The organism is Qipengyuania sp. MTN3-11 (assembly GCF_042851825.1).
GTDB lineage: Bacteria > Pseudomonadota > Alphaproteobacteria > Sphingomonadales > Sphingomonadaceae > Qipengyuania.
Map to the genome: position 1 here is coordinate 603404 of NZ_BTGM01000002.1, position 24406 is coordinate 627809.

The 24406-nt window shown below is 61.7% G+C and carries 27 protein-coding genes; 12 read left to right on the forward strand and 15 right to left on the reverse strand.

Annotation, left to right across the window (positions count from 1 at the left end):
- Positions 1 to 24: 24 nt before the first annotated feature.
- The 6 genes from ACGHN1_RS10210 to ACGHN1_RS10235 form a co-directional block, all read right to left on the reverse strand.
- Positions 25 to 618, reverse strand: a complete 594-nt coding sequence (locus ACGHN1_RS10210; RefSeq protein ID WP_066558410.1) for a GntR family transcriptional regulator — start codon at positions 616 to 618, stop codon at positions 25 to 27.
- Positions 615 to 1481 (reverse strand): phytanoyl-CoA dioxygenase family protein, encoded by an 867-nt coding sequence (locus ACGHN1_RS10215; protein WP_066558412.1) that lies wholly within the window; start codon positions 1479 to 1481, stop codon positions 615 to 617. The genes ACGHN1_RS10210 and ACGHN1_RS10215 overlap by 4 nt, the downstream gene beginning before the upstream one ends.
- Positions 1478 to 2089: an acyl-homoserine-lactone synthase gene (locus ACGHN1_RS10220; protein ID WP_066558415.1), complete on the reverse strand. Its 612-nt coding sequence runs from the start codon at positions 2087 to 2089 to the stop codon at positions 1478 to 1480. The genes ACGHN1_RS10215 and ACGHN1_RS10220 overlap by 4 nt, the downstream gene beginning before the upstream one ends.
- A 124-nt stretch (positions 2090 to 2213) precedes the next feature.
- A complete protein-coding gene (locus ACGHN1_RS10225; RefSeq protein ID WP_066558421.1) occupies positions 2214 to 2966 on the reverse strand; it encodes a LuxR family transcriptional regulator in 753 nt (250 codons plus the stop codon).
- A gap of 243 nt (positions 2967 to 3209) precedes the next feature.
- Positions 3210 to 3725: a DNA -binding domain-containing protein gene (locus tag ACGHN1_RS10230; protein ID WP_066558423.1), complete on the reverse strand. Its 516-nt coding sequence runs from the start codon at positions 3723 to 3725 to the stop codon at positions 3210 to 3212.
- Positions 3706 to 4032, reverse strand: a complete 327-nt coding sequence (locus ACGHN1_RS10235; protein WP_202389122.1) for a transcriptional regulator domain-containing protein — start codon at positions 4030 to 4032, stop codon at positions 3706 to 3708. The genes ACGHN1_RS10230 and ACGHN1_RS10235 overlap by 20 nt, the downstream gene beginning before the upstream one ends.
- Before the next feature lie 392 nt (positions 4033 to 4424).
- Here ACGHN1_RS10235 and ACGHN1_RS10240 point away from each other — a divergent pair, with 392 nt between their 5' ends.
- From ACGHN1_RS10240 to ACGHN1_RS10250, 3 genes are all read left to right on the forward strand, one after another.
- Positions 4425 to 5009 carry a sigma-70 family RNA polymerase sigma factor gene (locus ACGHN1_RS10240; RefSeq protein ID WP_082836098.1) on the forward strand — a complete coding sequence of 195 codons (585 nt, stop codon included), beginning with the start codon at positions 4425 to 4427 and terminating at the stop codon, positions 5007 to 5009.
- A gap of 110 nt (positions 5010 to 5119) precedes the next feature.
- Positions 5120 to 7468, forward strand: coding sequence for a TonB-dependent receptor plug domain-containing protein (locus ACGHN1_RS10245; protein WP_390550828.1), 2349 nt, complete (start codon positions 5120 to 5122; stop codon positions 7466 to 7468).
- Positions 7468 to 8355 carry a hypothetical protein gene (locus ACGHN1_RS10250; protein WP_390550829.1) on the forward strand — a complete coding sequence of 296 codons (888 nt, stop codon included), beginning with the start codon at positions 7468 to 7470 and terminating at the stop codon, positions 8353 to 8355. Before ACGHN1_RS10245 ends, ACGHN1_RS10250 begins: the two co-directional genes overlap by 1 nt.
- A gap of 331 nt (positions 8356 to 8686) precedes the next feature.
- Here ACGHN1_RS10250 and ACGHN1_RS10255 read toward each other — a convergent pair whose 3' ends face one another.
- From ACGHN1_RS10255 to ACGHN1_RS10285, 7 genes are all read right to left on the reverse strand, one after another.
- Positions 8687 to 9268 carry a S26 family signal peptidase gene (locus ACGHN1_RS10255; protein ID WP_047822804.1) on the reverse strand — a complete coding sequence of 194 codons (582 nt, stop codon included), beginning with the start codon at positions 9266 to 9268 and terminating at the stop codon, positions 8687 to 8689.
- Positions 9265 to 9768 (reverse strand): DUF2840 domain-containing protein, encoded by a 504-nt coding sequence (locus tag ACGHN1_RS10260; protein ID WP_390550830.1) that lies wholly within the window; start codon positions 9766 to 9768, stop codon positions 9265 to 9267. Before ACGHN1_RS10260 ends, ACGHN1_RS10255 begins: the two co-directional genes overlap by 4 nt.
- A 9-nt stretch (positions 9769 to 9777) precedes the next feature.
- Positions 9778 to 10050, reverse strand: coding sequence for an AlpA family transcriptional regulator (locus ACGHN1_RS10265; RefSeq protein ID WP_251104384.1), 273 nt, complete (start codon positions 10048 to 10050; stop codon positions 9778 to 9780).
- 571 nt (positions 10051 to 10621) lie between these two features.
- Positions 10622 to 10843 (reverse strand): hypothetical protein, encoded by a 222-nt coding sequence (locus tag ACGHN1_RS10270; RefSeq protein WP_390550831.1) that lies wholly within the window; start codon positions 10841 to 10843, stop codon positions 10622 to 10624.
- A gap of 400 nt (positions 10844 to 11243) precedes the next feature.
- Positions 11244 to 11630 (reverse strand): single-stranded DNA-binding protein, encoded by a 387-nt coding sequence (locus tag ACGHN1_RS10275; protein WP_054522840.1) that lies wholly within the window; start codon positions 11628 to 11630, stop codon positions 11244 to 11246.
- Between the two features lie 269 nt (positions 11631 to 11899).
- A complete protein-coding gene (locus ACGHN1_RS10280) occupies positions 11900 to 12169 on the reverse strand; it encodes a hypothetical protein (RefSeq protein WP_251104385.1) in 270 nt (89 codons plus the stop codon).
- 71 nt (positions 12170 to 12240) lie between these two features.
- A complete protein-coding gene (locus tag ACGHN1_RS10285; RefSeq protein WP_010240464.1) occupies positions 12241 to 12594 on the reverse strand; it encodes a hypothetical protein in 354 nt (117 codons plus the stop codon).
- A gap of 454 nt (positions 12595 to 13048) precedes the next feature.
- On the opposite strand from ACGHN1_RS10285, the gene ACGHN1_RS10290 reads away from it, so the two are divergent.
- Both ACGHN1_RS10290 and ACGHN1_RS10295 read left to right on the forward strand, forming a co-directional pair.
- A complete protein-coding gene (locus ACGHN1_RS10290; RefSeq protein ID WP_119587676.1) occupies positions 13049 to 13414 on the forward strand; it encodes a PRC-barrel domain-containing protein in 366 nt (121 codons plus the stop codon).
- A 361-nt stretch (positions 13415 to 13775) separates the two neighbouring features.
- Positions 13776 to 14135: a hypothetical protein gene (locus ACGHN1_RS10295; RefSeq protein WP_390550832.1), complete on the forward strand. Its 360-nt coding sequence runs from the start codon at positions 13776 to 13778 to the stop codon at positions 14133 to 14135.
- A 57-nt stretch (positions 14136 to 14192) separates the two neighbouring features.
- On the opposite strand, the gene ACGHN1_RS10300 is transcribed toward ACGHN1_RS10295, so the two are convergent.
- On the reverse strand, positions 14193 to 15464 hold the full coding sequence (locus ACGHN1_RS10300; RefSeq protein WP_251104387.1) for a cyclopropane-fatty-acyl-phospholipid synthase family protein: 1272 nt from the start codon (positions 15462 to 15464) through the stop codon (positions 14193 to 14195).
- Positions 15465 to 15595: 131 nt separating this feature from the next.
- Here ACGHN1_RS10300 and ACGHN1_RS10305 point away from each other — a divergent pair, with 131 nt between their 5' ends.
- From ACGHN1_RS10305 to ACGHN1_RS10315, 3 genes are read left to right on the forward strand one after another with little or no spacing between them, the layout of a single operon-like run.
- Complete coding sequence (locus tag ACGHN1_RS10305) at positions 15596 to 16468, forward strand: SAM-dependent methyltransferase (protein ID WP_390550833.1); 873 nt, start codon at positions 15596 to 15598, stop codon at positions 16466 to 16468.
- On the forward strand, positions 16459 to 17790 hold the full coding sequence (locus tag ACGHN1_RS10310; protein ID WP_390550834.1) for a PQQ-dependent sugar dehydrogenase: 1332 nt from the start codon (positions 16459 to 16461) through the stop codon (positions 17788 to 17790). Before ACGHN1_RS10305 ends, ACGHN1_RS10310 begins: the two co-directional genes overlap by 10 nt.
- Positions 17729 to 19060: an alpha-hydroxy-acid oxidizing protein gene (locus ACGHN1_RS10315; RefSeq protein ID WP_390550835.1), complete on the forward strand. Its 1332-nt coding sequence runs from the start codon at positions 17729 to 17731 to the stop codon at positions 19058 to 19060. Before ACGHN1_RS10310 ends, ACGHN1_RS10315 begins: the two co-directional genes overlap by 62 nt.
- Here the strand turns inward: ACGHN1_RS10315 and ACGHN1_RS10320 are convergent.
- The gene (locus ACGHN1_RS10320) at positions 19057 to 19434 is read right to left on the reverse strand and encodes a sensory rhodopsin transducer (protein ID WP_251104391.1); all 378 of its coding nucleotides are present in this window, start codon (positions 19432 to 19434) and stop codon (positions 19057 to 19059) included. The two genes, ACGHN1_RS10315 and ACGHN1_RS10320, sit on opposite strands and share 4 nt — an antisense overlap.
- A gap of 103 nt (positions 19435 to 19537) precedes the next feature.
- On the opposite strand from ACGHN1_RS10320, the gene ACGHN1_RS10325 reads away from it, so the two are divergent.
- Genes ACGHN1_RS10325 through ACGHN1_RS10340 form a run of 4 tightly spaced genes read left to right on the forward strand, consistent with a single transcriptional unit; the run spans position 19538 to position 24404 of the window.
- Positions 19538 to 21322, forward strand: a complete 1785-nt coding sequence (locus ACGHN1_RS10325; protein WP_251104392.1) for a thiamine pyrophosphate-requiring protein — start codon at positions 19538 to 19540, stop codon at positions 21320 to 21322.
- On the forward strand, positions 21322 to 22146 hold the full coding sequence (locus ACGHN1_RS10330) for a hypothetical protein (protein ID WP_251104393.1): 825 nt from the start codon (positions 21322 to 21324) through the stop codon (positions 22144 to 22146). The genes ACGHN1_RS10325 and ACGHN1_RS10330 overlap by 1 nt, the downstream gene beginning before the upstream one ends.
- Positions 22139 to 22777 carry a gluconate 2-dehydrogenase subunit 3 family protein gene (locus ACGHN1_RS10335; protein WP_251104394.1) on the forward strand — a complete coding sequence of 213 codons (639 nt, stop codon included), beginning with the start codon at positions 22139 to 22141 and terminating at the stop codon, positions 22775 to 22777. The genes ACGHN1_RS10330 and ACGHN1_RS10335 overlap by 8 nt, the downstream gene beginning before the upstream one ends.
- On the forward strand, positions 22767 to 24404 hold the full coding sequence (locus tag ACGHN1_RS10340; protein ID WP_251104395.1) for a GMC family oxidoreductase: 1638 nt from the start codon (positions 22767 to 22769) through the stop codon (positions 24402 to 24404). The genes ACGHN1_RS10335 and ACGHN1_RS10340 overlap by 11 nt, the downstream gene beginning before the upstream one ends.
- The last annotated feature ends 2 nt before the right edge of the window (positions 24405 to 24406 follow it).

Here is a 24406-nt window from a genome sequence, read left to right on the forward strand (position 1 = left end):
GGCACAGAATTGAGTTTCGGAAAACTATCCCGACAGGCGACTGACCAATTGCGGAACCCGCTCCTCGCATCTGCGATGGTAACGCCGCAAGGCGCGCAGCCGTTCGTTACGCGAGCCTCGCAGACTCGCCTCGATTTCAGCGAGGATTTCTGCAGCGTCGGGCAATACGTCGGGTTCATGGATCCGGACCCGGTGCAGCCGATCACTGATCCGATCGATCAGGACCGCCAGGCACCGGTTGCCCGACCCGGCTGCAAGTACCAAAAACACCGCTGCCATGCGGCCAGCATAATCGTCAGGCCAGTCTTCGAGATCGCGCGCGTTCGGGATTCGCCAAACTTCATCGCTCGCTGTTTCAAGCAAAACCGCATTTACGCGGAGGACATCCCGCAAACCCTGTTCGGTCAGAACCGGCACCCGAAAGCCGTCGCCAGGGGTGAGGTCGACCAGCCCCTCGCCAACCAGCTGGTTCAGGCTGTCCCTCACCGGTGTCATGCTGACGCCGAAATCGTCGGCAAGCCGCATTGCCTCGAGCTTGGCCCCATTGGCCCAGGTTCCCTCCATCAGCGCACGCTTGAGGCGTTGATAGGTGGGCTCAAGGACGTGGGCAGGGCTCACTTTTCGCCGCGCTGCGCCTCGGCAAATTCGCGCACCGCGGCTTTCTGGTCGTCGCGAAGCGCATCGGTCGCCCGCGGAAACTCGGCAATATCGTCGCGCAGCAAGATAGATGGGCACTGGCCTTCGTAATTGCCAAGATTGGGCCGGTGCTGACAATAGCCCGCAAGCTCGGCAAGTTCTGCGGGAAATTCCCGCGCGACTTCTGGCGGATAGGCGAGCCAAAGATTCTCGTAGGGCTTGAGCCAGCCAAGACTGTAACCGATCACCACCGCACGGCGCACGTGCCTGGTCAGATTAGGTCCCGCTCCGTGCACCGTCGATCCGAGAAAGCAAATGGCATCGCCAGGCTGACACTCGGCCGCGATTGGCGTGCCGAGCTGGTCTAGCGATTCAATTTTCTGCCTGTGGGTGCCGGGATATATTCGCGTCGCGCCGTTGGACGCCGTAAATTCGGTCAGGGGCCACATGACATTGAGCAGATATTCATGCGTGCCCTTCTCCCCTGCCCACATGTCGTGGTCGCAATGCGGGAACTGCTCAATCTCGCCGGGATGGACTGCAATCGCCTGCGCGACATTTAGCTGGATGCGTTCGCAGGCTTTGCCCAGAATTTCACGGGCAAGCGCGAGGATGAGTGGTTGAAGGACCAGGTCTCCCGCCCAGCGCGAGCGGCGCAGCAAACTCCCAAACCGCTTCGTCTTGTAGCCATAGAACTCGCCATCACCGAAAGGCGTCTTTGCGTAGGTCTGCTGGAGGTCCGTATCGAGCGCTGCGAGGATTGCACTCGGCAGAGCGTTGGGGATGATGCAATAACCCTGCTTTCTGATCTGGTCGAGCCAGGGCGAATGCGCTGCCCCAGTCATGCCGCGATCTCCAGCTGGTAGTCGGCCACGCGATAGGATCCCTGGCGGTAGACACCACCGCAGGCGAGATCCGCAGGCGTGCCCGCATCGATATCGATCTGGAGCGCGATAAGGTTTTCACCGCCGATTCGGCTGCCGGGTCCGAGCGCACGGCATCGCCAGCCAAATTTCGCAATCTGGCGGAACCAGTTCGGCGTAGCGACCGCGGTATACGCGGCGATTCCGGCGATCAGCGCGTGATCCGCGAGCGCGGTTACAAGTTCGTCCCGCGCGGCCCGGCGTTCCAGACGCGAGAGTGTCGGCTCGATGCAGAAGCGGGTGATCTCGCGAAAGTCCTCGCGCACCGGGACGGGGCCATCGCAAAGAGATGGAAACAGCTCGCCGAGAATATGCGCCCTGTCGGTCTTGAGCAGCCGCGCAGATGCGCGGTGACTGTCCTTGTCATCGGTGAGAATGACATAGGACGCTTCGCTCGTATCGAACTGGTCGATTTCGTAGACTCCTTCGAGCACGGGGACATCCCATTTGAGGAGATCGACGAAGACCCGCTTACGGGCCGCGAACATGGTCCGGAGCACCGGATCGGCGGGACTGGTATGGTTCTGCATTGTTGCTGCCTGTGATTGAAAAGACAGGTAGCAACTGATCGATCTGGTTCCGCTTCGACATACCAAGAACAGGGGATGTAAGCTTCCGCGGAATTGCGAAGCGTCCCAACTGCATGGGCGGAATTCAGCCCGTGTCTCGCCACCGGATAATGTCGGCAAATCCGATCAGCCCATCGAAAAGAGCTGCGACCACGAGCGACTGCTTGCAATGAACCTGATAGCGTTCGCGGGCCATTTTGAGATGCTGGATGACGGTTTCGGTGCCGATACCCAGTATGATCGCGGTCTCGGCGGCGGTCTTGCCGCGCGCGGTCCACAACAGACACTCGCGCTGGCGATCGCTAAGCACGGGAACGGTTTCCGTGCTACGAGAGGGACCAAGGGCAAGGGCGCAACTGAGCGCGAGCGTGCCGACGATCTCGGCAAGGGCCAGGCGACAACGGGGCAGATCCCTGTCCGGACACACGGCAAAGGTGCAAGTTCCGCGCGCGAGCCCGGGCAGGTGTCGTGGCACTGTATAGCCGTCGCCGATTCCGCATTCCTTCCCGACGGCGAGCATCTGCCGGTCCCCGCGGGTAAGCGGAATCATCTCCTCCAGCATATCCCATGCAAAGCCGATAAAACTCTTGTCGCAAGCGCGCCGGACGGGATCCTGGCCCGCCAGATCAAACGCCACATAGACCTTTGCCCACTCATCGGGATAATCGTGCAGAAGCAAGCCCGGCGCCTCGCGCGATCCCGAGCGCAATTCGAGACTAAGGGCAAAATGGTCGAAACCGAGGCGCCGCGATACCTCGGCAAGAGCCCCACTCAGTTCGGTGTCCGATTGTACATTTATGAGTTCAGTAGCGAACTCCTCTGCGAAGTAGGCATACATAGTCCGGCCTGTTCGACCGACGAGGGTGCAATCCAACACACCGCCGCTCGATCGCCTGCTGTATGCCTCACCAATGGTTCCATGCCATCGGCACCGGCAGTTGCTGTTGCGCGCCCCCCTGAAGGTTCGGTTTGTGGCGATACCGAACACAAGACCCGGCACCGCAGAAAACGATAGCTTAAACAGTAAGATTGGAAAGTAGCGGGAATGCCCACGCCCTTCGAAAGGGCCTCCGGTCGATTGCTAATCGCGGCCCTCATCGCTTCCGTCGCAGCGCTCAGTGCGCGAGGCCAGCCGCGTGGAGCCGCTCAGGAGATCACGATAGCCCGTCGTTGTCATGCGCCGCGCTTCGGCGACAAGACGCTGGGTCTGGCGCCGGTCGGAAGATGACTTCCATTCAATCGCGCGATCGTAATCCCGACCGGGAAAGGTCAGATCGCGCGCGATCTGCCGAACCGTTGCGGGTTCACCTGAAGCTGGGTCGAGCCTGTCGAGAATCGCGAGCAGGAGAACCAGCCGATGTCTGAGATAGGGTGAGGGTGTCAGCGCAGCGCGAGCTGCAATGGCCTGCCGACTGCGCGGATGCTCATGAAGCGCGCTGAGCGCCGCCAGTCGAACGGACATCGAGTGATCGGCCGGGACGATATAGCCATCGCGAGCGGCCGGCGGGGTCACCACGAGACGGTGGCGCGTGTGTTTTCCCGCCAGCACCAGGTGCCGATCTGCGCCGGCTTCCGCTTCAACCAGCAGCGATCGCATGTGAAACGCGGACGCGAGCTCCGTCCGACACACGGCTGAAGATGCGACCACAACGACGCTCGGATTGTCTTCGGGGCGCCATAATGCCGGACAGACATCGGCTCCGGATGCGGGATCCACGAGGAAATTCGAGGCCCCATGAACGCGCGCTTCGCCGGCTGGCGAGAGCTTGCGTTTTGCCGTCACCCGCACGGCGGAAGCGGGCGAACTGGGCACGATAGTCCGGATTGCGCCGCAGGAATTCCTGCGCGAAGTCCGAAAAATCGAAACCGTCGAAGCGCCTTTGCCATTCGGGGATGCGGACCATGGAGCCCCTCCTTTCGATGGTCCTGCTACCGCAACGGTTTTGCGCCCGGCATTCTCCTATCCGGGCAGCCGCCTCCCCAGAAATGGTGATGCGGGCACGACGTTTCGAAGAAGGTCGGACGCGCAGAGCTTGCCTGCGGACACCTCCGGTATGGAGTAGTAGCGCCTTGCATGATCAATCGCGTTTGGGCACGATTGGTTGGCGCGCACCGAATTGCTGGCAACGGACGCGTGGACAGTTCCGCCAGACATCATGCACGCCGGTCCGGCCAAGGCCCGGCGGCCGATCCGGTCAAGGGACGTCGCGGCGTCCCGAACGGCGGCAAAGACCTGGACTCCGCATCCGGCTCATGCTGACGAGCCGACGAGTGCGGTCGCCTGCTCCCGCTGAGCATGACCGATTTCGCTGCCGGATCCCGGCACCACGCTACACAATCGCTTTCCTCGCCCTCGTCACCGCAAACCACACGGGCATCGCTTCCGCGCAGCCGCCTGCTCGAAGCTCTCTACCGGGATGAGCGTGCCGGAGTGCTGGCTTACCTGAAGCGCAAGGTCGGTCACGAGCACGCCAGCGATCTTGCGCAGGAGGTCTTCCTGCGTGCCGCTGGGAGCGCGCAACTGAATGAACTGCGCAATCCGGGCGGTTTCCTGCATTGTATCGCGAGGAACCTGGCAATCGACTTCGCCCGGAGGAGTCGCTGCCGGATCGTGACCCTGTCGCTCACCGAGAATGGCGATGGCACCAGTCTACCTTGCCAGGAAGACCGGTTACACGCGGCGGAGACCAAACAGCTTCTCGAGGAAGCGCTGGCCGAACTCCCGGCGAAGACCGCCCGGGTGTTCGCGATGAGCCGCTTCGAGAAGAAATCCTACAGGGAAATTCATCTCGAACTCGGTGTCGGGTTGTCGACGGTCGAATACCACATGACGAGAGCTCTCGCTCACCTGCGGCGCGAGCTGGCCGCCGAGGACGTCTGAGTCCCGGTCAATTTAATTTCATGTGCAACTAGGGTGCCGGCCCATCCATGCGTCAACCCCTGCAACGGCGAAGCCAGAGCGGCACGTCGCGATTGAACAGGGAGATCAGGATGATGCTGAAATCAAGGGGGCTGCCAGCCCTCCTCGCGGGGACGGCTCTCGTCGTATTTGCCACGCCGCTTCGTGCACAGGCGGGCGAACAGCCCGGCCCCGCACCCGACGACACGGAAGCCTCGCAGGGCGAGAATGAAGGAAACACCATAGTCGTCACGGGTACCCGCATTCGCGGCGCGCGGGTGGTCGGCGAGGTCATTTCGCTCGATGGAGAGGCCATCGTGGAAGCAGGTCAAGTCGATCTCGGGGAAGCGATCCGCTCGCTGCCGCAGAATTTCTCAGGGGGTCAAAACCCGGGGATCGGCTTCGGTGCGGGCAATGCGAACAGCAATGTCAACTCGGCGTCGAGCGCCAATTTGCGGGGCCTTGGTCCAGACGCCACGCTGACCCTCCTCAATGGTCACCGCCTGCCATACGATTCGGCGCTCCAGGGTGTCGATATCTCCGCCATACCCCTGCCTGCGGTGGACCGGATCGAAATCGTACCGGACGGGGCATCGGCTATTTACGGCTCGGACGCCGTGGGAGGGGTCGTCAATGTCGTTCTGCGGCGAGACTTCGAAGGCATCACCACTTCGGGGCAGATTGGAGCGAGCACCGACGGGGGCTACTTCCGCCAGCAGGCTGACATCGTCGGAGGCACGCGCTGGAGCAGTGGCGGTTTCCTGCTCGCCTACGACTTTTCCAACAACTCCAGGATCGCTGCGCGCCAGCGCTCCTATGCGGCATCGCTCGATCCCGAGACCTCGCTGTATCCTTCGCAGCGTCGCCACGCGGCAATCTTTTCCGGGCACCAGATGGTCGCGTCCGGTGTGACCGCGCGCCTCGATGCGCTCTATTCCACACGTAGCTCAAGAATCGTCAGCGGCACGCCGGCGGCGCGGTTCGTGTCCGAGCCGGATGTCGAAGCGATCACTTTTGCCCCTTCGCTCGAGATCGAGCTCGGCTCGGGTTGGATGGCGACGGCGCTTGGCGTGTTCGGGCGCGATCGAACGCATTTCCAGACAAATTCCACGCAAAATGGCGCGGAAACGGTCACGACAGGCTGCTTCTGCAACGCCATCGCTTCGGGAGAGATCGGTGCCGAGGGTCCGTTGTTCACGCTTCCCGGCGGGGCCGCCAGGCTTGCGGTAGGCGCCGGATTTCGCAACAATCGTCTCGACTTCTCGCGGGAAATCAATGCCAGTCCCTCGGCGGCCTTCGATATCACCCGGCGCAGCCGGTTCGCTTACGGGGAGCTCTTTCTCCCCATCATTTCGGGCAGCAATGATATTTCCGGGATCGAACGGCTCAGTCTCTCGGCCGCGCTGCGCTATGAGGACTACCCGGACCTCGATCAGCTGGCCACGCCGCGCCTCGGTGCGATCTATTCGCCTGTCGCCGGGCTGACCTTCCGGGCAAGCTGGTCGCGGTCCTTCAAGGCGCCCACGCTGTTTCAGCAGTTTACGCCCTATCAGGCATTCCTGCTCCCCGCTGTAGCTTTTGGCGCGGGCTCCGGTCCGGACACCGTCCTGTTCACCAGCGGCGGCAATCCGGATATCCAGTCCGAACGTGCACGCAGCTGGACCGCCGGGGTCGAGCTTGAGCCGGCCGGCGTCCCCGGCCTGCTCGTTTCGGCAACATGGTACGATATTCGCTACAGCGACAGGGTCGTGCAGCCGATTGCCGGATCGATTGCCGCTGCCTTCCGCGATCCTGGTTTCGCCAGCCTGATCGATTTCTCGCCGCAGGCCGACCTGCTGGCGGGACTCATCTCCGGAGCCCAGTTGGGTCTGCAGAACTTTTCCGGCTCGCAATACGATGCTGCCAACGTGGTCGCCCTGGTCGACAACCGGAATATCAACGTCGCGGTCCAGCAGATCGAAGGCATCGATGCGCGCATCTCATGGACCCGCAGGCTGCGCGGCGACGATTCCATGTCGCTCGAGCTCGCCGGCAGCTGGCTCGACAGCGACCAGCAGCTGACCGCCGCGCTCCCCAAGGTGCAGCTTTCGGGAACAGTGTTCAATCCTCCTCGCATCCGCGCCCGGGGGACCGCCCGCTACGAAACGGGCGCGTTCAAGGCGAATGCCGCGCTCAACTACACCGGAGCCTTGAGAGATCGACGATTTGCCGAAGAAAGCCGGATTGCACCGAGCGCAACTCTCGATCTCGGATTCAGTTACGAGATTATCGAAGGCGCGGACAGGGATCCGGGCCTGGAGGTTTCGCTTACCATCCAGAACGTCTTCGATGACGAGCCCGAGGTCATCGCCATTACCGGGCCGAACGACACACCGTATGATTCGACCAATTATTCGCCAATCGGCCGCTTCATCGCCTTCGGTATCAGGAGGCACTGGTGATGGGTTTCCTGGCTGCTGCCCTGTCCTTCTCGATCATTCCCGTCGCCGAGCCGCCCCGGTCGCTTGCCGACCCCTGCGAGGCTTTCGAAAGCAGCCCGGGGCTTCGAGGCAAGCGCGGCATGACGGCGGAAGACCTGGTGCAACTTGCCGATATCGGGCGAGCGGATCCCAACGAAACGCCAAGCGCCTTCGGTCTCTCGCCAGATATGAAGCAGATTGCATTCGCCGTGCGGCGCGGCAATGCCGAGACCAACGGCTATTGCCAGCGGCTGGTGGTCATGCCGCTCGACAGGAGCCAGGCACCGCGGGAGCTCGATCGGGGCGGTGAATATCTCCGTGACGATTTTCGGCTGCGCGAATTTCCGTCGGTCACCGCGGGCTGGGCCAAGGTCAACACGCCGCGCTGGTCGCCAGACGGACAATCGATCGCCTATCTCAAACGGATCGAAGGGTCGAACCAGGTCTGGCTGGCGGACAGCGCGGGAGGAACGGACGCGCGGCAAGTCACCACCCTCCCCGACGATGTCGATGCGTTCGCCTGGCTCGGCGGCGGCGAAGCGCTCGTCGTCGCCACGAGGCCCGGAATAAGACGGGCGGCGCTGGGAATCGCGCAGCAGGCGCGCCGGGGCTTCCTCTACGACGAGAGCATTTCGCCGCAATTCACGTCCCGCCCGATCCCGCGGGAAGCAATCGCGACGGAATACACCACCATCGATCTCGCGACAGGGGAATCCCGAAGCTCCACGCCAGAAGAGATAGCCGTGCTGTCTCCGGAAGGACCGCAAGGTCTCCCGTCCTTCGCCCGCTTTCGCCAGGGAACGCATGGCTGCGCGAAGGTGCGAGGCTCGCTTTCATTGGGAGGAAGCCGTCGAGACGGGCGCGAATAGATCGTGCGCGGCTTGTTCCGGTCGCGCGAAGGGGTTCGCCGCGGGGCCGGGCATAGCCACCTCGTCCAACTCTTTTCGCGCTGCGCCGGGAGGCTGCAAGGCGCCAGCCGGAACATTCCCGGCTTGTAGAGGCGCCGCCGCAAACATGCGCTCGGACTGCAACAGCGGCGCAATCCGGGCGACATAGCGGCGCGTTTCGAGTGGCAGCGAACGCCGTCCGGCAAGCCAGTCTTCGTAGCGTCCCGGACCAGGGTCAGCGGTGCGTCGATGGTCAGGGTTTGCAGCCGCCCTTCAAAGCCGTCGGGTGTGGCTGCAAAAGTGCCGATACAGGTCATTGTGCGTCTCCATCATTTACGTTGGGAATGGGAAAGTCGGCGGGCGAGGCGAGCAGGACATAGTCCCCGTCGCCCGCTTCGTTGGTCCAGACGGGCCGCGCGCGCCCGATGACATCGGCGCGTGCGACCGGGCCGAAATAACGCCCGTCAAAGCTGCCGGGGGCGCGCCTGTTCATCACGAACAGTTCATCCGCAGCGATAGTCCGGCATCCTTTCCAGACGGGCAGTTCGCGTCCAAGGCTGTCGCGCCGACGCGCCGAGCCCGCAGGTGTCCCATTGATCTCGATGAGCAGGTCGCGCCGGCAGACCGTATCCCCGCCAAGCGCCGCAACCTCCTTGATGAGCGGAACGCCCGCAGGAAGATAGCCGCGCGAGGCGAGGTATTTCTGCAGCCTGAAAGCAGGATCGATCGCGACGCGGTCGCCCCTCTGGAGACCGGTCTTTCCGCCGATTGAGTACAGTCCAACCGGCACGCTGGCCGTCACGTTCCAGACCAAAAGTCGCGAGAGCGGGATTGCGATGCTGGCCAGTGTCGCTGCCGCGACCATGCCTGCCAGAAAGGCGGTGCGCCGCCTCATGATTGCAGCTTTCGCCGCCGCAGCCAGTCGCGATGGCGCGCAGGGGAATAGGAACGTACTTGCATGCCCCCTGCCAGCCTGTTGTGGACATGATGCCAGTGGTCGGGAGCTACATCGCAGGGATCGATGCCAACGTCCTCGATCGCATCGATCAGCGCAAAGACCTGGCGAACCTTTGGCCAGCTTCGCACCGAGAGCAGGATTTGCGCGCCAGGATCGACCTGCGGCAGAGTGGTGAACGGCTCGACGATCTGGCTCGCTACCCAGATCAGTACATCGGCGTCCCAGATGGTGGCCATGCCATGTTCGGCGGTCGCTTCGACCAGAATGGCGACCTCGCCCATGCGAAAGTCGATCGGCTTCACGCGTTTTGTCTTGGCGAGGCTGAAGAAAGGCCAGGCCATCAGATCCTGCGCATCGCGCGCGGCGATGTCGCTGCCCGCGCCGACGAACAGGTCGAGCTGTCCGGCCCCGCCGTCCGATGTCTTCAAGGAGCGCATGGTATCGCCTCAGCGCCGGACCGGACCGGTGTAGCCGTCGATCCGCTTGGCAGGATGAACGACGCCCTTGCCCGGATCGCTGGTCGAATGGCGCAAGCCCTGCTCGGCCCAGGCGTCGAGATCTTCGGGCCGATAAACGATGCGACCGCCGAGCTTGTGGTAGACCGGCCCTGTTCCATAGCATCGGTGCTTTTCGAGCGTGCGCGGCGAAAGCCCCAGATGCACCGCGGCATCTGGGGTGCGCAGGTAGCGGGGACGGACCGGATCGGGAACGGCGGGCATGGGGTTAGCTCCAAGAGGCTCGGGTGGCTGCGGCTAACTGCCGCTGATTGCGGAGGGTGATGGCGCATGCCTTGGCGATGGGGGGAGCGACACGATGCTGCGTTCGGATTTGTCGCCCCTACCGATCATGAGCTCGGCAGCATCGAGGAAGGGCGGCATCCGTGCAGGGCCCGACGCTATTGCGCCGCTCGGCAGACTTTCGGCTGCAATGCCGAAAGGTCCGAAAAAGATGCCGCACCTGCGATAGAGGCAGCGGCCAAGGGCCTGTGGGAAGCAAGGCAAGCGGGGCCTGTCGCGGCCGTAGCTTCCCGCTCGCCCGACCCGCTGCCGGTTCGCAAGTGCGTGCGGGGCCCCGGAACGCATAATGCCGCACCCTCAGGAGCGCATCGCCAGATGCGCGGGACAGAGTGCGTCCCCAGCCCCGCTCGACATATCCCGAAGGCCCGTGGGCCAGGCTGATATTCGGAGAAACGCCGGTTTCTTCTGGATCGACATCTTGACCCTAGCGCTCAGCTACGGAAACACGAGAAAAGGGCAGGAACCGCTGCTGGCCCCTGCCCTGCCGAATGTCTCAGAATTCGTCGAGCATTCCGCCATGGACGGTATGAACGACCCGGATCGCAAGATGCGGGGGCAGCGCGTTGTAATCGCCTTCGTCGACCGCGCGATATCCGAGTTCGTCATCCTCGATAACATGCTGGTCGAAGAAGCTGTGCAAGGACCGTTGCTCAGCTGTTTCCAGAGCCTCGAAATAATTGCGCGAAGGCAGTGTGCATTTCGTGAAATAGGTCATGATAATCCTCCTGAAATCTGTCGCGAGACGACAGGAGGTTGGCCGATGGGCCCGGGCAGACCGGGTCACAGGATCGCCTGACAGGGCGACCGCGAAGCGGCGCAGGGGGAAACGGTTTTGTCCGGTGCCGGATGCAATCCGGCGGCGGACAAAATGGTGGGGCCCCTGCCGTCCTTGATGCGGGCGGCGCGGGACCATCATGCTGGAAATGCGGTAAGCCAGGCCAATCCAGTCCACCTCAAACGACCGTTTCAGATGATCGCTGCCATAATGGGTCGGGCCCTCCGGGCAGCGCCTGGCTATTCCCCGGAGAGAAGAACGAGCGGAAGGACGTGTGAACAGCGAAAGAGGCCCTGCCGTTTCCGGCAGAGCCTCCTTTGGCTGGTTCGATGGCGCCGGATCAGTCGATCGGAGGAGCGTCCTGGTTGTCGCCGCCATTGGCCCGCGAGAGGAAATCGACCTTGTCGGCAAGGATCTCCGAGCCATACCGCGTCACACCGTCCTGGTCTTCCCACTGCGTGTAGTGGATACGGCCCTGGACCGAGACCAGCTGGCCTTTCGAGCAATACTGACCGACGGTCTTAGCAAGGCCGTTGAAGCAGGTCACACGGTGGAATTCGCTGTCCTTGGCGGTGTAGCCGTTCTCGTCCTTGTAGGTCTTGCCGTCCTTGTCCCGCGCGGGACGATCGGTGACGACAGTGATCCCGGTAACGCTGGTTCCGCCCTTGGTTTCGCGGGTGTCCGGATCGCGGGCGATACGGCCGGTGAGGATTGCGATATTGGTCATGAGATAAGTTCCTTCAGTTCCTCAAACCGGAGACCATCTCCGGCTTGCGAACATTCAGAAGAAGCAGGGCATGGGAGGACTGCACCGCAGGCCTGAAGGGCCGAAGGGAAACCCGTTCATGACGGGTGGTGCGGGCAGGCGGCGAAGCCGCCAACACGGCCGGAAAGGAACGGGTTGCGGCTCCTCAGCTGACCTGGTTCAGGACTGTTCGCGAAGAAAGCCGGATGGGTATCGGGTGCGGGTCTGAAGGTGCCAAGACCCTGCTGCAATCAGCTTACCTCATTGACTTCCGATGCCGCCAGGAAATCCATGAAGTTGCGGGCTGCTTCCCGGTCTTCCTCGTTCTCGAAGGCCACGTCGAGGTCGGGGGCAGACCCGAGCAGGTAGAGCATGGCGCACAGGGCAAAGCGTTTTCCCCGGTCCTGCTCCAGACCGAGATCGACCTGGCATCGCTCGATCCCCGAGGCCAAGGTTTCTGCGCCAACCGCTCCAGGATCGGCAGTGCCAAAATAGCGCATGAGAAGCGTATCGAGGTCCATCGCACTCTTTTCGGATCATCGGTCGGGCCGCGGCGAGGAAGGCCAGCATTCGTGGCCCGGTCAAGCGTCGCTCAATCAGCGGTGGGTTGCTCGCGAAGCCGCCGGGCGCGCTCGACGAAGTGCTCCATCTGGGTGGCGGCATGCAGGGTAAGCGGATGCGGCTTTGCATCGGCACGCGGGGATATGAATTCCGCGATTTCTTCGATTGCTGCAAGCTGATCGGCGCTGGCCTTCGACAGAAGGCCGAGCACCATGTTCTCAAGGGCGATCACCCTGATGCGCAATTGGATGATCTCGGCATCGGAAAGTGGCGGAATATCCCATTTCTCGCAATCGGCAGCGAGCGCTTCCTGCGGCCCGCAGGGCAATGCCCCGCCTTCGTCTTCCCAGCGCGACAGCGCCCCGGCTTTTCCCGTTTCCGACATATGCGGTTCCTTTCATAACCAACGAGGCGATCGTCTGCACGCTGCTCACATAACACAAAGCCCTACCGGGATGCGCCTGGCACGGCGACAGCGAAGCCGGGCAAACGGAACCCCGCGCGGGTTGGTCTTCACGCGGGGTTCCTGAACGACCCCTTGGGGGCACCTGCGACCCGCAGGGCTTCGGGGGGAGGCGGGGCCGTCCTTTCCTGATCTTGCGATGTTCGTTGCGATTTCCTGCCGAGGATATCTCCTGAATAGCCGTGTCACCGGGAAACGCGTCCGATCACATACCTTCCATGTCGTGATCGGCCATCGAGGACATGTCATGGGCCGCCTAGCCAGTCAGGGACGAAGACCACATCAGCGAGACGATGGGGAAACTATTTCCGCGGCTCGAGCGTTGTAGGATTCAGCGCAAGTCACTTTAACGGTTACAGAAAGAGGAGCTCTCACTATGCCGAATGAAAATGTTCGAAGCAGCGCTCTGATCGGCAGCGATCGTGTCGAAGGAACGGCGGTCTACGGGGCGAATGGCGATAAAATTGGCACTGTCGAACGTGTGCTTATCGAAAAGCGTAGCGGTCAGGCGCGCGATGTTGAAATTTCGGTCGGCAGCTTTCTCGGCATGGGCGGTGAACTGCATAGCTTGCCTTGGGAAAAGTTTGAATACGATTCCGAACTAGGTGGCTATCATCTCGACGTTACTGAAGATCGATTGAAGGAAGCGCCGAGCTACAAGGACAGCGAACGCGACACCGTCTACGACCGCGATTACCAAACCCGCGCTTACGAATATTGGGCCGTCACCCCTTACTGGTGATAAAATTACATGCCCTGAATCTCGAAGTATATGACCCAGTTGCAAAATCATGAGTACATGCCGGGTAAATTGAAGGCTAAACAAAAGCCTCGACGTGCCTTTTATCGGCCGGGCGCACTTGAGCCATCAAGGAGTTCGTCCTAGGCAAGCGAAAGATGCAATCCCTGCCTGCTTATAAGGTTGGTTGACGCCGACTTCCAAGGCCAAAGGAGTTCACTGGTCGAGTGATCGGCGCGCCTACCTGTCCGGCACGAAAAACCGGCGTCGGTCGTATGCTCCTTTTTATTGGCAAGCCAGAACCTGAAAGGTCTCGCGTATGTCTCGCGCAGGTTCCGATGGAACGTTCGAGATTTCACAACGCATGATCGTGGAGGCGATCCGGTGCTGGGAAGCTGCTAAGAAGAGTGGCTTGGCGCGCCAGCCTCGTCTATACCAAACTCTAGCCGACTACCGTCTTGAGATTCTTGCCCCGGCTTTCGATAGCCTCATGACCATCTTCGAGGCGGCCATGAAGCGGCCCCTCATTGTCGGCGCAGACTGCTATCCAAGCGCTGATGAGTCTGTCCTGATCGGCATGCTCGTCGAACCCGGGAACGCGGAGAATCATTTTTGCCGCTCCGAGGAGGAACTCGCTTTGCTGGTATGTGCCTTGCGCTCGATACGGCTGATGATAGACTGCACCGTCACTGTGGCACCGGATGACCACCGATACGAAAATTAGAGGCCGGCTGTCTCCGCCAGGCCTGCATCATTTCGAATTCAAGTCCATAAGCCTCACTTACGCGCGCACCGAATGCTTACCTCGCGCGCACCGCAATTCTTCTTCGGCTTGGCCGATGTATCCGCGCGTCCATGGTAGAGTTCTCCGGTCGCGACAATATTGAATTTGAAAATTGCACATGCCGCCATGTTCGAAGGCCGCCGTGGCTCCTGCGAGATAGAAGGTCCACATGCGGTAGAATCGTGCGTCGAACATCGCCTCGATGTGATCGCGATTGGCTTCACAATTGGCATACCAGGCCCGCAGGGTCCTGGCATAATGTAACCGCAACATCTCGACGTCACTGGCGATAAGGCGGTATTTTTCGCTCGCCGCGACCGTTTCGGATAGTGCGGGGATGTATCCGCCGGGAAAAATGTATTTGCGGGTGAAGGCATCGGTTGTACCCGGCGTCCCGATCCGACCTATCGTGTGCAGCAGCATTACCCCGTCGTCCGCGAGCATATTGGCGCAGCAGCGGAAGAACGTTTCGAATTGCGGACGTCCGACATGCTCGAACATACCAACCGAGACAATCCGATCGTAGCGCTCGCCCCGGGCGGCGAGGTCGCGGTAATCGACCAGTTCGAACTTCACCCGGCCGGAGACGCCCGCGCTCTCGGCGCGGGTTCGAGCGAGATCGAGTTGCTCCTCGCTGAGCGTGATGCCCGTGACGCGCAAATCCATTCTTTGCGCCAGATAGATCGCCATCCCGCCCCAGCCGCAGCCAATGTCGAGAACCTCTTGCCCCGGCGCCAACACAAGCTTCGCCGCGATATGAGCAAGTTTGGCCTCCTGCGCGCCGGTCAATGTTTCGACGCCATCGTCCCAATAGGCGCAGCTATACTGCATGTGCTCGGCATCGAGCATCAATTGATAGAACCTGTTCCCGATATCGTAATGATGCGCCACGTTGCGCCGCGACCCGATCCGCGAATTCACCGACTCGAGCGCGAAGGCAGCTCGGTTGCGCCAACGCCGCAGGAGGCTTGGCGTACCGATCGATCCTCCGCGATCCCAGGGAGTATTGGCCCGCAACAGTTCTACTAGTTCCATGATCCCGCTGCGCTCGACAACCAGACGCCCCTCCATGAACGCCTCCGCTGCACCCAACCGCGGATCGAGCAGTATGTCCCGCGAAACCTTGCGGTCGAGAAAGCGGATGGTCACATCGGGGTAGGCTTCGCAAGGCGTACCGAATTCTTCGCTCGAACCGTCGGCGAAACGCACAGTGAGCGTGCCTCGTTTGACGATGCCGGCGAGGTAACGGGTGATCAGTCGCTTGCTCATTCAGCCATTCCACTCCGCGCCGCGTCCGCTGCCCTACAGGCACCATTTTATCCCGTTTCGATAGTTCAGGAACGAGTACCCTTATCAAGGGATTGGAACAGGTGATGATAGTTCCCCGTTCCCGACCACAGTTGAGCGATGTCTCTGGTCACTACGACGAACTCGATCGCGTCTATCGCGAAATCTGGGGCGAACACGTGCATCACGGCTATTGGCGCTCTGGCGATGAAGCGACGCGCGAAGCATCGAACGCCCTGGTCGACCTGGTCGCAGAGCGATTGGCTCCGGAAGCCGGGCACCGTTTGTGCGACATCGGATGCGGCTACGGCGCGACAGCCCAGCGTCTCGCCTCGTCTTTTGGCGTGGACGTAACGGGCCTGACAATCTCGCGCCGACAATATGCCCGCGCGGCGCAGCGGACAGGAAGTGTCCGGTTCATCCTACGCGACTGGCTACGGAACAATCTCACCGAACGCTCTTTCGATGGCGCCTATGCTATCGAGAGCACAGAGCATATGCCGGACAAGCAGCGATGCTTCGACGAAGCCTTCCGCGTGATCAGACCCGGCGGCAGGCTGGTGGTCTGCGCCTGGTTGGCATCGGGCAGCGCCCACAAATGGGAAGTCCGGCACTTGCTCAAACCGATCTGTCGCGAAGGACACCTTCCCGGGATGGGGACGCAAGAGGAGTATGAACAATTCGGCCGGCGCGCCGGTTTCGGCTTAATTTCCTTTGAGGACCTAAGCGATCAGGTCCGCCGAACCTGGGACATCTGCCTGATGAGGCTCCTGAAGCGGCTCGCAACCGATCGTTCCTACCGGCACCTGGTCGCCAGTAGCGAGACCCGCAACAGAAGCTTCGCGCTCAGTCTACCCAGGTTGATGCTTGCCTATCGAACCGGTGCCATGCGCTACGGATTGTTCACTTTTGCGCGTCCGGGTTACGAACACGCCGTGCGCGGCCCATCCGAAGCCGTTGCCCATAAGGAACTTCCATGCGACTGACTGCTCTTGCAACTTTCCTCGGATCGATTGCTCTTGCGGGCTGCGGTCACGTGGCCGACTTACCAGTTGAGGCAGCAAGCGGTTCCACCCCGCAGATCGCCGAACCTGCGGAGAACCTCCTGCCGACTTTCGATGTCGCGCCTGCGACCGGTTGGCCACGCGGCCTTGCACCCGTTCCGGCGCAGGGGCTTTCGGTCACTGCGTTTGCCCGCGGTCTGGAGCACCCCCGCTGGCTCCACGTCCTGCCCAATGGCGATGTGCTCGTGGCGGAATCCGCCGCCCCGCCGCAACCGGAACTGGGACAGGGGATCAAAGGCTTCTTCATGAAACTGTTCATGAAAAAAGCGGGCTCGGCCGTACCAAGCGCAAACCGCATCACATTGCTGCGCGACACGGACGCTGACGGAGTGGCCGACATGCAGGTGCCTTTCATCACCGGTCTCAACTCGCCATTCGGGATGGCGCTCGTCGGGTCCAATCTCTATGTCGCAAATACCGATGCAGTTTTGCGTTTCGACTATGAGACGGGGGCCGAAAGCATCAGCAAGCAGGGCGAACAAATCGCGGCGCTTCCCGCCGGGCGATACAACCAGCATTGGACACGCAGCCTCGCCGTGAGTCCCGACGACACGAAACTGTATGTCGCCATTGGTTCGGCGAGCAACATCGCTGAATACGGGCAAGAACACGAGATGGGGCGCGCCGAAATACGCGAGATCGATCTGCGGACCAAGGCCGAGCGGCTTTTCGCCAGTGGATTGCGCAATCCTGTCGGTATGGCGTTCGAACCAGTCGGCGGAAGGCTATGGGTTACCGTCAACGAGCGCGACGAGCTTGGTTCCGACGTCCCTCCCGACTACATGACTGCGGTCCAAGATGGCGGCTTTTATGGCTGGCCCTATTCCTATTGGGGCGATCATGTCGATGAACGGGTCGAACCACAGCGTCCCGATCTTGTCGCTCGGGCCTTGATTCCCGATTACGCGCTCGGCCCCCACACCGCTTCGTTGGGTCTGGCTTTCACAGAACCCTCCAGCGCGGCACCGCTCGACCTTAAAGGCGCTTTCGTTGGTCAGCACGGATCGTGGAACCGCAAGCCGCCGAGCGGTTACAAAGTCGTGTTCGTCCCCTTTGCCGAAGGACGTCCCAGCGGGCCAGTCTACGATATCCTTACCGGGTTTCTCAGTGCCGATGGCGAGGCTTACGGTCGACCTGTCGGGGTTGCGCTCGATGGACGCGGCGGGCTGCTGGTTGCAGACGATGTCGGCAATACCGTCTGGCGCGTTTCCGACAACGAGACGCAAAGTTCCGGGGTTCAATAGGACAGGTACTTGGGAGATCGACCTGAACGATCGGAAGAAAGCAGAGGGGTCCTTTGCCCAAGTCGGGTCGTCTCCCCGGCGGACCCATTATACCGGCAGGAAATTGGCGCGGGTCCGGTCGGTCGCGGATCTTCGCGCACGAACGCACAAACTCATGCCCCGGTTCGTCCTTGAATATCTCGAAGGCGGTGCGGGACAAGAAGCCACGCTGGCAAGGGAGCGCCAAGCTTTTGCCCAATGGCGGGCCATGCCATTCACGCTTGCCGACGAGACGTGCCGCGACGTCTCCGCGAACATTCTGGGCCGTACCGCACCGCTTCCTCTCGCAATTGCGCCAACCGGCCTGAACGGAATTTTCAAGCGCAATGCTGACATCGCGCTCGCACAAGCGACTGCCGATGCCGGCATTCCTTTCATCCAGAGCACCATGTCGAACAGCAGGATGGAAAATGTCGCGGCAGTGCCGGGGCTGAGACACTGGTGGCAGCTCTATGTCTTCGGCGGCGACGAGATCTGGCAGGAACTGGTGGATCGCGCGGAACGGGCGGGTTGCGAAGCTCTGGTGCTCACCAGCAACGCGCAAATCTTCGGGCAGCGAGAATGGGACGAGCGAAACCGCACAGCCGGCGGGTTTCCCAATCTTTCGGCACTTGTCGACGCTGCATGCCATCCGCGCTGGCTGGCGACGACATTCTCCCGCGGGTTCCCGGTGTTCCAAAATGTGATCGACTTCGTGCCGAAGGACCAGCGCTCCTTCTTCGATAGCGCGAACTGGATACGCGATCGGATGCGGAAATCACTCAGCTGGGAGGATTTTGCCAAGATCCGCGAGCGCTGGCGAAAGCCTCTTTTTCTGAAAGGGGTGCTCAACCTTGAAGATGTAACGCGCGCGATCGATCATGGCGTGGACGGGGTGATCCTTGGCGGGCATGGCGGCAGGCAGGCCGATTGGGCCATTTCGCCGCTCGATCTCTTGCCGCGCGCGAAAGAGATCGCCAAAGATCGGATCGCGCTCTATATCTCCGGCGGCGTTCGCCGGGGAAGCGACATCCTCAAGGCGCGGGCGCTCGGAGCGGACGCGGTGCTGTCCGGACGCGCCATGCTTTACGGTCTTTGCGCCCACGGAGCAGCGGGCGTCAGCCGGGCAATCGAGCTGCTCCGCTCCGAGATGGTGAACGAACTCGGCCAGTACGGTGTGCCGAACCTCGAAGCGCTTTCACCCGACCTGTTCGTGCATGAAGATCGTCTCCCGATCGGGACCAGCGTCTAATCGACGGGGAAGGCCATTGTCGATAGAAGCGCGATTTCGGCCGCTCGACTGTCAAGTCGGGTATGCTGGACCACGATCGGCACGTCGCTTTCGATGACGCTGGCATAGCTCGTATCGCGCGGCACCGGTTCCGGGTCGGTCAGGTCATTGAAGCGCATGTGCCGTGTCCGGCGGGCGCCGACCTCGATCGGATATGGCCCTGCCGGATCGCGATCGGTGAAGAACAGGGTGACTTGTATCTTAGCGGCGGTGCCGCCCGTATTGAGAATGCAGGCGGTCTCGTGGCTGACAAGCGCCTGATCGGCACCCACCATGCTGGTTCCAGGAATATAACCCTCGGCGATGACCCAGCGTCTCCGACCGATCGCGTTCATAATGCTGCTCCCGTGTTATTGAAAACATTCGGTATCTCGGAACTCTAATTGGACACGTTTCGTTTCCGAAAGGCGGCGGATGGCACTTGGCTCAGGAGAAACTATGGCACAGTCGGTATCGCATTTTGTCTGGGAACGCCTTCACGAGTGGGGCGTCCGCCGCATCTTCGGCTACCCGGGGGACGGCATCAATGGCCTCGTAGGCGCACTCGACGCGATGAAGGACAAATTCGAGTTCGTTCAGGCAAGACATGAGGAAATGGCTGCGTTCATGGCCTCGGCTCATGCGAAATTCACCGGCGAACTCGGGGTGTGTCTGGCGACTTCCGGACCGGGCGCCTCGCACCTTCTGACCGGTCTCTACGATGCGCGGCTCGACCATATGCCGGTGCTGGCTATCGTCGGACAGCAGGCGCGCACGGCGGTGGGCGCGCACTATCAGCAGGAACTCGACATGACATCGATGTTCAAGGACGTGGCGGGCGCGTTCACCGGCTATGCCATGGTTCCGGCGCAGGTGCGCCACCTGGTCGATCGCGCGGTTCGGATTGCCAAGGGAAACAACCGTGTGACCGCGCTCGTGCTTCCCAACGATCTGCAGGAAGAAGAAATGGTAGATCCACCTCGCAAGCACGGGGCGGTCTTCTCAGGTGTGGGGTACTCCAGGCCGAAGATCGTGCCCGCGCGGGAAGATCTGCAACGTGCAGCCGAAGTTCTCAATTCGGGCAAGAAAGTTGCCATGCTCGTGGGTGCCGGCTGCAAGGGCGCGACCGACGAGGTCATTTCCATCGCGGATCGTCTTGGCGCCGGCGCGGCGAAGGCGCTGCTCGGCAAGGATGTGTTGCCCGACGACCTGCCATGGGTGACCGGATCGATCGGATTGCTCGGCACGAAGCCGAGCTACGACCTGATGATGGGATGCGATACCCTGCTGACACTGGGTTCGGGCTTTCCCTACTCGGAGTTCCTGCCGAAAGAGGGGCAGGCGCGAGGCGTTCAGGTGGATATCGAGCCCGAGATGCTCTCGATTCGCTTTCCGCACGACGTTAACTTGCAGGGGGATGTCGCTCAGACGATCGAAGTACTGCTTCCGCTGCTCGAGCAGAAAACCGACACCGACTGGCGCGACGATATCGCCAGTTGGAAAAAGGACTGGGAAGAAACCCTGCACGATCGTGCGATGGTTGATGCCAACCCGGTCAACCCGCAACGCGTCTTCACCGAGTTGTCGCCGCGGCTTCCCGATCGCGCCATACTTACAAGCGATTCCGGCTCCTGCGCGAATTGGTATGCGCGCGATCTCTATATGCGTCGCGGCATGATGGGCTCGCTCTCGGGCGGTCTTGCCTCCATGGGCGCGGGCGTACCGTACGCGATCGCTGCCAAATTCGCCCATCCCGACCGGCCGGTGGTCGCCATGGTGGGCGACGGCGCGATGCAGATGAACAACATGGCCGAACTGATCACCGTCGCCAAATATCACCAGAGATGGGCCAACCAGACCTTCGTTGTCTGCGTGCTCAACAACGAGGATCTCAATCAGGTCACCTGGGAGCAGCGGGTGATGGAAGGCAATCCCAAGGCCGAGATGACGCAGCGCGTTCCGGACGTTCCCTATCACAAGTTTGCCGAACTGATCGGACTGAAGGGGATTTTCGTCGATGATCCCGAGAGGCTGAGCCCTGCTTGGGAAGAGGCATTGTCGGCCGGACGTCCATGTGTGCTCGAGGTGAAAACCGACCCTGAGGTTCCGCCGCTTCCTCCGCATATCAAGTTCGAGCAGGCGAAGGCTTTCATGACCAGCGCGATGAAAGGCGATCCGAACGAGACCGGCATGCTCGCAGGCGCGGCCAAACAGGTGATGAGCAAGGTCTTCGCGGACGATTGATGTCCGGCGATGTCACCCATCGCGCCGCGCAATGGATCGCCGGAGGCGCGACCCTGGTCGCAGGCTCGGTGTTGTCCGATTCCGCGATCGAACATTATCGTGGTTCCTTCGCCAACAAAGCGATGTTCTTGCCGCTCGGGGCTTCGGCGCTCTCCATCGTTCACGATGGCACTCTAGCAGCGCGCGGTGCCAGAACTGGCGCAGTCGGCTCATGGACGAGCGGCGCTCACGCCGCCAGCGTGGGTGTCGGAGCCGCCGGCCTGGGCTTTCACGTGTACAATATCGCCAAACAACCGGGCGGCTTCAGCCTCGGCAATTTCTTCTACCAGGCACCAATCGGAGCGCCTGCAGCTTTGGTTTTTGTAGGCGCACTGGGTGCGGCCGCGCGCGCGCTGAGTTCCGGAGCGTCGGCCCTCGGCCCCGTGCCCTTGCAGTCAGGGCGTGCGCTCGCCGGTTTCACGGCTCTGGGCCTTGCCGGAACCGCCGGAGAGGCCGCGCTGCTGCACTTTCGCGGTGCCTACCACAATCCCGCGATGTGGCTGCCGGTTGCAATCCCTCCAATCGCCGCACTCGCTCTGGCCCGAACTGCACTTACCGGACGCGTGCACTGGGTAACCACCGCTTCGCTCGCAGCGACGGCGGCGCTAGGTCTGCTGGGCACGGCTTTTCACGCCTATGGCGTGTCCAGAAATATGGGCGGCTGGAAGAACTGGAGGCAGAATCTCCTGGCCGGCCCCCCGGTTGCCGTGCCACCCGCCTTCACCGGCCTCGCGATCGCCGGGTTGGGAGCCCTGTTGCTGATCCACAGGTTCTCCCGTGGCTGATGCATTTTCTGCCTACGACGTGCTTGCCAAGCGCGATACGCCGAGCTGGAACGAGCGCACCCGAGACGTCATCAACAAGCGGCTCGCGCTTGCAATTGCCGAGAATGTCCTCGGCGATACCCAGTTGGCAACGCTTCGCGTGATCGTGGCGCGCGTTTGTCCGGATCCTCCAGATCGACCTGCGACAAACACTTTGGCGATGATCGTGCGCAAGATCGCCGAAGACGAAGGCGATGGCTACCGCCCGAATACATCGCCTCGCACGGCGGAATGCTGGCGTCGCGGTCTCGACGCGATCGAGGACGAAGCAAGGCTGCGATTCAATTGCGGGTTTGCGAGGATCGAGCCCGACCAGGCGGACGAGATTCTGTACGCCGTTGAAAGCGGCAAGGTGCGTTCTGTGCTCTGGGGAAACCTTTCACCCGAGCTGTTCTGGAAGTGGCGTCTGCTCCCTGATCTGGTCTCCTCCCACTGGGCCCAGCCTTCGCTGTGGAGCGCGATGGGATTTGGCGGACCGGCATCGCCGCGCGGGTACGTCCGGCTCACCGAAAACAGACACGATCCGTGGGAAGCCACCGAGCATGCTCCCACAGGTCCGTCTCACGCTCTTTCCCAAGACCATGAGCGATAATCCGCAAGAGCAGCCCCGCGCGTTAAACGGTAGAGCACCCGACGTGTTCACGCATGACGGCTGGGTGCCCATGCGCGACTATGGCGAGGACGCAGTCGATTTCGTCATTGTTGGTACCGGCGCGGGCGGCGGGACGCTCGCTTGCAAGCTGGCGGAAGCAGGGTTCTCGGTCATAGCAATGGATGCCGGAGCCTATTGGCGACCGCTGGAGGATTTTGCCTCTGACGAACAGGAGCAGACCAAGCTCTACTGGACCGACGATCGGATCGTCGACGGTGACAATCCCATCCACCTTGGCGCGAACAATTCGGGGAAGGCCGTTGGCGGATCGACCGTTCATTACATGATGGTATCGCTGCGCTTTCGTCCCGAATGGTTCAAGAGCCGAACGAAGCTGGGCTACGGTGCCGACTGGCCGCTCGAGTGGCGCGAGATGTGGCGCTACTATCGCGAGGCGGAAGAGGCGCTGTGCATCTCAGGTCCGGTTCGTTACCCATGGGGGCCGCACCGGCCCCGCTATCCGTATCGCGCGCATCCGCTCAACGCGCCAGCCAGATACCTTGCCCGCGGGGCGGAGAAACTGGGTATCGCGTGGTCGGAGACGCCCATTGCGACTTTGTCGGCGCCGCGGGGAAAAGCACATCCGTGTGTCTATCGCGGCTTCTGCGCTTCGGGCTGCACGACGAATGCCAAGCAATCGGTGCTCAATACCTGGCTTCCAAGGGCGCTCGCTGCAGGCGCTGAAATCCGCGATCTGGCAATGGCCGGACGGGTAGAAACCAAGAACGGTCGCGCGACCGGTGTCCATTACTTCCGCAACGGCCAGTGGCGTTTCCAGTGTGCCCGGAACGTGGTGGTTGCCGGTTATACGATCGAGACGCCCCGTCTGCTGCTTAATTCCTCCAGTTCGGAATTTCCCGACGGCCTCGCCAACTCTTCCGGCATGGTCGGCAAGAACCTGATGGTGCACCTCAATCAATCCGTTTTCGGATACTCTGGGGATGAAATCCGCTCCTACAAGGCGCCCCCGAGCCTGGCCCTTACCGAGCACTGGAACTATGAGGATCGCGGGAAGGACTATCACGGCGGCTGGTGTTACATGGCGCCCGGACCCTTGCCTGCCGACTGGGCCCGAACCGTCTCGGCGAAAGGCAAGTGGGGGGCCGGCCTCCTTGAGGAAATGTCCCGATACAATCACGCGGTCGGTCTCAAGATGGTGGGCGAAGTGTTGCCCTATGAGCGGAACCGCGTGTCCCTGTCCGAGCAGACCGATCGCTATGGCCTGCCGATCGCGCGCGTCACCTTCGGCTTCGGGGACAACGAACGGGCGATGCGTACTCACGCCCTAGATTTCATGGACCGGGCGCTCGAGGCCGTAGGCGTGACCGAGCGCTGGCGAAACGAAGAGGAGACGGCGCACCTCATGGGCACGGCGAGAATGGGTGAGGATCCCGCCACAAGCGTGGTCAACGCGGACTGTCGCAGTTGGGATATTCCCAACCTTTGGGTGTGCGACGGATCGGTTTTTCCCACTTCCGGCGGAGTAAACCCGTCCCTGACAATTCAGGCCCTTGCCTGCCGCACGGGTGACCGGATCGCGGAACTTGCCGCAAGGGGAGAGCTTTAGTC

Coding starts and splice junctions, on each gene's coding strand:
- ACGHN1_RS10215 (WP_066558412.1), bottom strand. CDS start 1,481: ATGACTGGGGCAGCGCATTCGCCCTGGCTCGACCAGATCAGAAAGCAG.
- ACGHN1_RS10220 (WP_066558415.1), bottom strand. CDS start 2,089: ATGCAGAACCATACCAGTCCCGCCGATCCGGTGCTCCGGACCATGTTC.
- ACGHN1_RS10225 (WP_066558421.1), bottom strand. CDS start 2,966: ATGTATGCCTACTTCGCAGAGGAGTTCGCTACTGAACTCATAAATGTA.
- ACGHN1_RS10230 (WP_066558423.1), bottom strand. CDS start 3,725: ATGCGATCGCTGCTGGTTGAAGCGGAAGCCGGCGCAGATCGGCACCTG.
- ACGHN1_RS10235 (WP_202389122.1), bottom strand. CDS start 4,032: ATGGTCCGCATCCCCGAATGGCAAAGGCGCTTCGACGGTTTCGATTTT.
- ACGHN1_RS10240 (WP_082836098.1), top strand. CDS start 4,425: ATGACCGATTTCGCTGCCGGATCCCGGCACCACGCTACACAATCGCTT.
- ACGHN1_RS10245 (WP_390550828.1), top strand. CDS start 5,120: ATGATGCTGAAATCAAGGGGGCTGCCAGCCCTCCTCGCGGGGACGGCT.
- ACGHN1_RS10250 (WP_390550829.1), top strand. CDS start 7,468: ATGGGTTTCCTGGCTGCTGCCCTGTCCTTCTCGATCATTCCCGTCGCC.
- ACGHN1_RS10255 (WP_047822804.1), bottom strand. CDS start 9,268: ATGAGGCGGCGCACCGCCTTTCTGGCAGGCATGGTCGCGGCAGCGACA.
- ACGHN1_RS10260 (WP_390550830.1), bottom strand. CDS start 9,768: ATGCGCTCCTTGAAGACATCGGACGGCGGGGCCGGACAGCTCGACCTG.
- ACGHN1_RS10265 (WP_251104384.1), bottom strand. CDS start 10,050: ATGCCCGCCGTTCCCGATCCGGTCCGTCCCCGCTACCTGCGCACCCCA.
- ACGHN1_RS10270 (WP_390550831.1), bottom strand. CDS start 10,843: ATGACCTATTTCACGAAATGCACACTGCCTTCGCGCAATTATTTCGAG.
- ACGHN1_RS10275 (WP_054522840.1), bottom strand. CDS start 11,630: ATGACCAATATCGCAATCCTCACCGGCCGTATCGCCCGCGATCCGGAC.
- ACGHN1_RS10280 (WP_251104385.1), bottom strand. CDS start 12,169: ATGGACCTCGATACGCTTCTCATGCGCTATTTTGGCACTGCCGATCCT.
- ACGHN1_RS10285 (WP_010240464.1), bottom strand. CDS start 12,594: ATGTCGGAAACGGGAAAAGCCGGGGCGCTGTCGCGCTGGGAAGACGAA.
- ACGHN1_RS10290 (WP_119587676.1), top strand. CDS start 13,049: ATGCCGAATGAAAATGTTCGAAGCAGCGCTCTGATCGGCAGCGATCGT.
- ACGHN1_RS10295 (WP_390550832.1), top strand. CDS start 13,776: ATGATCGTGGAGGCGATCCGGTGCTGGGAAGCTGCTAAGAAGAGTGGC.
- ACGHN1_RS10300 (WP_251104387.1), bottom strand. CDS start 15,464: ATGAGCAAGCGACTGATCACCCGTTACCTCGCCGGCATCGTCAAACGA.
- ACGHN1_RS10310 (WP_390550834.1), top strand. CDS start 16,459: ATGCGACTGACTGCTCTTGCAACTTTCCTCGGATCGATTGCTCTTGCG.
- ACGHN1_RS10315 (WP_390550835.1), top strand. CDS start 17,729: ATGTCGGCAATACCGTCTGGCGCGTTTCCGACAACGAGACGCAAAGTT.
- ACGHN1_RS10320 (WP_251104391.1), bottom strand. CDS start 19,434: ATGAACGCGATCGGTCGGAGACGCTGGGTCATCGCCGAGGGTTATATT.
- ACGHN1_RS10325 (WP_251104392.1), top strand. CDS start 19,538: ATGGCACAGTCGGTATCGCATTTTGTCTGGGAACGCCTTCACGAGTGG.
- ACGHN1_RS10330 (WP_251104393.1), top strand. CDS start 21,322: ATGTCCGGCGATGTCACCCATCGCGCCGCGCAATGGATCGCCGGAGGC.
- ACGHN1_RS10340 (WP_251104395.1), top strand. CDS start 22,767: ATGAGCGATAATCCGCAAGAGCAGCCCCGCGCGTTAAACGGTAGAGCA.